Here is a 3,159-nt window from a genome sequence, read left to right as displayed (position 1 = left end):
GTGGTCGAGGGAATCAACAATAAACTTAAACTAATAAAACGGAGAGGCTATGGCTTTAGAAACTTTCAGAATTTTTGGGTTAGAAGTATGTTATCTTGGCATCTTGTCTGTTGATTTAGCATAAAGAGTAACGAAGAGCCATAAAAATCGGGGTTGAAACATTTTCAACCCCGAAAAAAGCAATTTTTGAGGGGATTAACCCACTGGTTGTAACTGTAATTGCGAGAGAATATCGCTTTGCTCAGAGCGCTGATGACTAGAGACTGTCACCACAGTTTCAGCAGTGACATCTAATAGCGCATGGTCTCCAGAATTGACTTTTCCCGATAACATCGCGACCGCTAAACTATCCTCTAAGCGTCGAGTTAAAGCACGACGTAAAGGCCGCGCACCGTAGCTAGGATCATAACCCTCATTGATGACCAAATCCTTAAAAGCGGCGGTAACTTCCACAGAAATGCCTTTTTCTGTCAATTGTTTGGCTAGATCCGCGATAAGAATATCGGCAATCTGGGTAACTTCTTCGCGAGTTAACTGTCGGAAAACGATAATTTCATCGAGACGGTTGAGAAATTCGGGACGGAAATATTGTTTTAACTCCTCTGTCACCCGATTAGAAATCTGTTGGTAGCGCGATTGAGCAAAATCGTCAGCAATGTCGAATCCTAAGCTATTACCGCCTTTTTCGATGACTTTTGAGCCAATATTCGAGGTCATGATAATTAGGGTATTCTTAAAGTCCACCCGACGACCTTGGGAATCGGTCAAATGACCATCTTCTAACAGTTGCAGGAGAAGATTAAAAACATCGGGATGTGCTTTCTCGATTTCGTCAAACAAAACCACTCTATAGGGTTGACGACGCACTGCTTCCGTTAACTGACCGCCTTCATTGTAACCGATGTATCCGGGAGGCGCACCAATTAACTTAGAAACCGTGTGGGATTCCATAAATTCCGACATATCTAGGCGAATCATACTGGATTCCGAGCCAAAGAGCAACTTAGCTAAGGCTTTCGTTAATTCAGTTTTACCGACTCCCGTGGGACCTGCAAAAATAAACGAGGCAATCGGACGGTTAGGATTCTTTAAATTTACTCGCGCTCGACGAATAGCACGAGAAACGGCATTCACTGCCTCCTGTTGGCCAATAATCCGCTCATGCAGTTGATATTCCAGATTTAAGAGCGATTCTGACTCAGTTTCAGTTAATTGGGTAACGGGAATACCTGTCCAAGCGGCGACAATTTGGGCGATTTCCTCCGCATCCACCACTGGAATTAAAGATTCGGGGTTAATTAGGGGTGATTCTTCCCTAACCTCCGCAGGACTTGTGCTTTGCAGGGAATAGCGTAGATGGGTGCGGGAGCCCGCTTCATCGAGAAGATCGATCGCTTTGTCCGGTAAAAAGCGATCATTGATATAGCGAGAGGATAGATTAACAGCAGCTTCGATCGCTTTTTGATCGTATTTTACCTGATGGAAATCCTCGTAGGTGGCTTTTAAACCCCGTAAAATCTCGATCGCTTGCTCTTTAGTCGGTTCTCCCACCATAACTGGCTGAAAACGTCTTTCTAGAGCCGCATCTCGCTCAATATGCCGTTTATACTCATCGAGAGTCGTTGCCCCTAAACACTGTAACTCGCCGCGAGCTAAAGCAGGTTTAAGCAAGTTAGAAGCATCCATAGCTCCTCCCATGCTACCAGCACCGACAAGAGTGTGAATTTCATCGATAAACAGGATAATATTGCCCGATTTGCGAACTTCCTCCACGATACCCTTTAAACGTTCCTCAAAATCGCCGCGAAAACGGGTTCCCGCCAGTAAAGACCCCATATCGAGGGCAATTACCTGTTTATCCTGCAAAAGTTCGGGAATATCGCCATTATGGATGCGTTGTGCTAAACCTTCAGCGATCGCAGTTTTCCCCACCCCCGGCTCACCCAGTAAAATCGGGTTACTTTTGGTACGGCGGCCTAAAATTTGGACAACTCGCTCGATTTCTGGCTCTCTACCGATTAAAGGGTCAATTTTGCCATTTTTGACCTCTTGGCTTAAATTGCGACCATATTGGGCTAAAATACCGCCTTGTGGAGCATTTTTCTGGTCTTTATAGTCACTATCACCCGTTAAGCGACCACTAGCGACTTTTTCCCCGGCATTTTTAAGTAAAAGGCCGCGAAGTTTGATCAAATCAACACCCTGCATAATTAAAATTTTAGCGGCTAGGGATTCGGGATCGCTGGTGATAGCGAGTAATAGATGTTCAGGTGCGATCTCCTTTTCCCCTAATTGTCGAGCTTCCTGAAATGCTTGCTCGAACATCTTTTTCGCTTTTGGGGTAAAAGGGATATTAACGGGACTGTAACCCGTGCTGCGGCCAGTCATTCCTTCAATCAGGCAGCGACTTTCGTGCAGGGTAACTTTTAAATCCTTGAGAATTAAGGCTGCGGTGGCGGTGGCTTCTCCTATCAATCCTAACAGTAAATGCTCCGTACCCACGACACTGTGACCGGTACGACGGGCTTCCTCTTGGGCGAACATCACCGCTTTGATAGCTTTCTGGTTAAAGTATTCAAACATGATCGACGGCTTCCTGGCTACTGGGCTTTACCTGTTACTGTAACGTTTTCTTTACATTAGCCGGAAGGGGGATATCCGTATCAGCAGGGTGGGTTAGTCAGTGGTGAACTTGGGCGCTCCTTATAGCGCGTTTTTAGGATGAAAGATCACTGAAATACGCTAATAGTTCCACTGATTCAGGGAAATGAACTGATTGATCAGAGGGACGTTAGCAGTTTCGATATTGGCGATCGCCTTGACAATTGCCTTGAAGCCCATATTTTTTAGGGGGTTAGCGTTACGGTAAACCGCTAAGATCCCCGAATGGCTTGGATTACCTTGGTGCAGCTCTTCAAAGTCATCGCAGTTATGAGTTAGCAGAATCCGATTTTCCTGTATGACATAGTCAAGTACGACATCATCTGTGCAGCCAGCCAAACCAATTTCATCGAAAATTTTGGGTCTGAAACCCCGTCGTTCTACGACGGCTTTACTGTTAAATATTAACACATTTACGAAATATATGCTAAAATGTGAGACATGGAAAAAGCCTACTCGTTTCGATTTTACCCCACACCAGAACAAGAGTCGCTATTG

The 3,159-nt window shown here is 45.1% G+C and carries 4 protein-coding genes; 2 read left to right on the top strand and 2 right to left on the bottom strand.

Translation table 11 applies throughout. The annotated features are described in order from the left end of the window. A partial coding sequence (locus tag IM322_RS01195) for a transposase (protein WP_287676532.1) occupies positions 1 to 114 on the top strand: 114 nt, incomplete at its 5' end. A gap of 81 nt (positions 115 to 195) precedes the next feature. Here IM322_RS01195 and IM322_RS01190 read toward each other — a convergent pair. Both IM322_RS01190 and IM322_RS01185 read right to left on the bottom strand, forming a co-directional pair. Further along, positions 196 to 2,583 (bottom strand): ATP-dependent Clp protease ATP-binding subunit, encoded by a 2,388-nt coding sequence (locus IM322_RS01190; protein WP_287676588.1) that lies wholly within the window; start codon positions 2,581 to 2,583, stop codon positions 196 to 198. A gap of 159 nt (positions 2,584 to 2,742) precedes the next feature. Beyond that, positions 2,743 to 3,072, bottom strand: a complete 330-nt coding sequence (locus IM322_RS01185; RefSeq protein WP_287676586.1) for a DUF5615 family PIN-like protein — start codon at positions 3,070 to 3,072, stop codon at positions 2,743 to 2,745. A gap of 30 nt (positions 3,073 to 3,102) precedes the next feature. On the opposite strand from IM322_RS01185, the gene IM322_RS23115 reads away from it, so the two are divergent. Then, a partial coding sequence (locus IM322_RS23115) for a helix-turn-helix domain-containing protein (RefSeq protein ID WP_155119799.1) occupies positions 3,103 to 3,159 on the top strand: 57 nt, incomplete at its 3' end.

The sequence above is a fragment of the Microcystis sp. M109S1 genome, from assembly GCF_020247025.1.
GTDB lineage: Bacteria > Cyanobacteriota > Cyanobacteriia > Cyanobacteriales > Microcystaceae > Microcystis.
Note: the sequence above shows the minus strand (reverse complement) of the source record. Positions and strands in the feature narration are given on the sequence as shown.